The 3,950-nt window shown below is 65.9% G+C and carries 2 protein-coding genes and 1 pseudogene; all 3 read left to right on the top strand.

The genetic code is table 11. The features are described from left to right. A pseudogene (locus LL06_RS24955) lies at window positions 1-495 on the top strand (hypothetical protein); the annotation flags it as partial. A 150-nt stretch (window positions 496-645) separates the two neighbouring features. Then, entirely contained in the window at window positions 646-2,583 is a 1,938-nt protein-coding gene (gene ftsH / locus LL06_RS24950; RefSeq protein WP_035533457.1) for an ATP-dependent zinc metalloprotease FtsH, read from the top strand. Between the two features lie 164 nt (window positions 2,584-2,747). Further along, a partial coding sequence (gene glmM, locus LL06_RS24945) for a phosphoglucosamine mutase (RefSeq protein ID WP_035533461.1) occupies window positions 2,748-3,950 on the top strand: 1,203 nt, incomplete at its 3' end.

Raw genomic sequence — 3,950 nt, 5'->3', positions numbered from 1 at the left:
GATCTCAGCGGCGGCGCCGGGCGCCGGCTCGACAGGCGCGGCAAAGCGACGCTGCGGGCGGCGGTGGACGGCTGGACCGGCCCCGCTTTCGACCAGGGGCAGGGCAGGGCCGTCACCCTGGGACGGACCCTGATCCGGCGCCGGGACGCGGACCTGCTGATCGGCCGCGAGCGGCGCGGGCTCGACAGGCTCAGCCTGGAGCCGGGAGGGACCGGCGTATGGGACGGCCGCTACAGCATCCGCAATCTCGACGGGAAAACGCCGCTGCACGTCGAAGGCGGCGGGCAAAGCGGCGTTGCGCCATGGTTTGGCCGGGTTTTGGCGGGAAGACAGCGGGAGTGGAGCGCTGAAAACGGGGTCGCCGGCGGATTTCTGTGCCGACGGTTAACCGGCCGCGCCTCGCGCATCCTGCCGGTCTACGAGCTGCCGCTGGCGCAGGCGCTGGCGGGTTTGGCGGGGTCCCGGCCGTTGCCGCCCTGTCCCTGGGCGTTTTGAAAGGCTGAAGCGGTCGCCGACAGTGTCAAACTTCGATGACAAACACCGCCTTCAGCCTTGGCAAGGCAGCGCAGGGCTCCTATGTTGTAAGTCAAGTATCGAAATCCGGTTTGCGCCGGTGGCCGCAGGCCATGATCTCCGAGGACGAGCATGAATCCCAACTTCCGCAACTTCGCCCTCTGGGCAATCATCGCGCTCCTGTTGATCGCATTGTTCAACATGTTCCAGAGTCCTGCCGAACGGACCACCGGGCGCGACATCGCCTATTCGCAGTTCCTCAAGGATGTCGATTCCGGACGCGTCCGCGACGTCACCATCGTCGGCGACCGCATCTCCGGCAACTACACCGACGCCGCCACGGGATTCCAGACCTATTCGCCGGGCGATCCGGGCCTCATCCAGCGCCTCAATGACCGCGACGTGACGATCACCGCCCGGCCGGAAGTTGACAGCTCCAACACGCTGGTCGGATATCTGATCTCCTGGCTGCCAATCCTGCTCATCCTCGGCGTCTGGATCTTCTTCATGCGGCAGATGCAGGGCGGCTCGCGCGGCGCAATGGGGTTCGGCAAGTCGAAGGCCAAGCTGCTCACCGAGGCGCATGGCCGCGTCACCTTCGCCGATGTGGCGGGCGTCGATGAGGCCAAGCAAGATCTCGAGGAAATCGTCGAGTTCTTGCGTGATCCGCAGAAGTTCCAGCGGCTGGGCGGCAAGATCCCGCGCGGCGTGCTGCTCGTGGGCCCTCCCGGCACCGGCAAGACGCTGACCGCACGCGCGGTGGCCGGCGAAGCCAATGTGCCGTTCTTCACCATTTCCGGTTCTGACTTCGTCGAAATGTTTGTCGGCGTCGGCGCCAGCCGCGTGCGCGACATGTTCGAGCAGGCCAAGAAGAACGCGCCCTGCATCATCTTCATCGACGAAATCGACGCCGTCGGCCGCCATCGCGGCGCCGGTCTCGGCGGCGGCAATGACGAGCGCGAGCAGACGCTCAACCAGTTGCTGGTCGAAATGGACGGCTTCGAGGCCAATGAAGGCATCATCCTGATCGCCGCCACCAACCGTCCCGACGTGCTCGACCCCGCGCTGATGCGTCCGGGCCGCTTCGACCGCCAGGTCGTGGTGCCGCTGCCCGACGTCAACGGCCGCGAGAAGATCCTCAAGGTGCATGTGCGCAACGTGCCGATGGCCCCGAATGTCGACCTCAAGGTGCTGGCCCGCGGCACGCCCGGCTTCTCCGGCGCGGACCTGATGAACCTCGTCAACGAAGGCGCGCTTCTCGCCGCCCGCCGCAACAAGCGGCTGGTGACGATGGCCGAGTTCGAGGACGCCAAGGACAAGGTGATGATGGGGGCCGAGCGCCGCTCGACCGCCATGACCCAGGAAGAAAAGAAGCTCACCGCCTATCACGAGGCCGGCCACGCCGTGGTCGCGCTCAATGTCGCCGCCGCCGACCCGGTGCACAAGGCGACGATCATCCCGCGCGGTCGCGCGCTGGGCATGGTGATGCAGTTGCCCGAGGGCGCCCGCTACTCGATGAGCTACAAGTGGATGATCTCGCGCCTCGCCATCATGATGGGCGGCCGCGTCGCCGAGGAACTGACCTTCGGCAAGGAGAACATCACTTCGGGCGCCTCGTCCGACATCGTCCAGGCGACCAAGCTCGCCCGCGCGATGGTGACCGAATGGGGCTTCTCCGACGAGCTCGGCCAGGTCGCCTATGGCGAGAACCAGCAGGAAGTGTTCCTGGGCCATTCCGTGGCGCAGCAGAAGAACGTGTCGGAATCGACCGCCCAGAAGATCGACAGCGAGATCCGCCGCCTGATCGACCAGGCCTATGACGAGGCGCGCACGATCCTCACCAAGAAGAAGAAGGCCTTCATCGCCATTGCCGAAGGCCTGCTCGAATACGAGACCTTGACCGGTGAGGAAATCAACGCCCTGATCCGCGGCGAGAAGCCGATGCGCGATACCGGCGACGACACGCCGCCCAGCCGCGGCACCGCGGTGCCGACCGCCGGCGCCAAGAAGGGCGGCGCGGGCAAGAAGGGCGACGAGCCCGATCCCGGCATGGAGCCGCAGCCGCAATAGGCCGTTGCCGCCGATCACGCCAAGCAACAGAGCAGCCGCCTCCGGGCGGCTGTTTGTGTGTATTGCAATGAATTGTAACAAAATCTGATTGTATTATAGTACCGTTTTGGGGAATTAGACTGTGGGACATCATTCTACAGGACCAGACTGGTTCGGGGGGCTCCATGATTAGGCGATATTTTGGCACCGACGGAATTCGGGGTCAGGCAAACAAGGCGCCGATGACGCCGGATCTGGCGATGCGTGTCGGCATCGCGGTCGGCAATCTCTTCCGCAACGGCGATCACCGCCACCGCGTCGTCATCGGCAAGGACACGCGGCTGTCGGGTTACATGATCGAGAACGCACTGGTGGCGGGCTTCACCGCGGCCGGCGTCGACGTGTTCCTGCTCGGGCCGATCCCGACGCCCGCGGTCGCCATGCTCACGCGCTCGCTGCGCGCCGATATCGGCGTGATGATCTCGGCCTCGCACAATCCCTATCAGGACAACGGCATCAAGCTGTTCGGCCCCGACGGCTTCAAGCTCTCGGACGAGCTCGAAAAGCGCATCGAGGAACTGATGGATGAAGACATCCATCTGCAGCTCGCGCGTCCCGACGCGATCGGCCGCGCCAAGCGCATCGACGGCGTGCATGACCGCTACATCGAATTCGCCAAGCGCACGCTGCCCAAGGACATCACTTTGTCGGGCATGCGGGTCGTCGTCGATTGCGCCAACGGCGCGGGCTACAAGGTCGCTCCCGCGGCGCTGTGGGAACTGGGCGCCGACGTGATCGCCATCGGCGAGGAGCCGAACGGCACCAACATCAATCTCAATTGCGGCTCGACCCATCCGGTGGCGCTGTCGCGCAAGGTCCACGAAGTGCGCGCCGACATCGGCATTGCGCTCGACGGTGACGCCGACCGCGTGCTGATCGTCGACGAGACCGGCGCGGTGATCGACGGCGACCAGTTGATGGCGCTCATCGCCGAATCCTGGGCCGCCGAGCAGCAGTTGCGCGGCGACGGCATCGTCGCCACCGTCATGTCCAATCTCGGCCTCGAGCGCTTCCTCGGCGGCATCGGCCTGTCGCTGGCCCGCACCAAGGTCGGCGACCGCTACGTCGTCGAGCACATGCGCAAGCACGGCTTCAATGTCGGCGGCGAACAGTCGGGCCACATCGTGCTGTCGGATTTCGCCACCACCGGCGACGGCCTGGTCGCGGCGCTGCAGGTGATGGCCTGCGTGCAGCGCATGGGACGCCCGGTGTCGGAAGTCTGCCGCCGGTTCGAACCGGTGCCGCAGGTGCTCAAGAACGTGCGCCATTCCGGCGGCCGTCCGCTCGACGACCGGCTGGTCAAGGCGGCGATCGCGGAAGCCGAGGCG

The sequence above is a fragment of the Hoeflea sp. BAL378 genome (genome assembly GCF_000759435.1).
Classification (GTDB): Bacteria; Pseudomonadota; Alphaproteobacteria; order Rhizobiales; family Rhizobiaceae; genus Hoeflea.
The sequence above is the reverse complement of the archived record's forward strand: the minus strand, read 5'-3'. Positions and strand labels throughout refer to the sequence as shown.

What these genes read in the sequence shown, in the direction of transcription:
- ftsH (WP_035533457.1), top strand. Translation starts at nt 646, where the DNA reads ATGAATCCCAACTTCCGCAACTTCGCCCTCTGGGCAATCATCGCGCTC.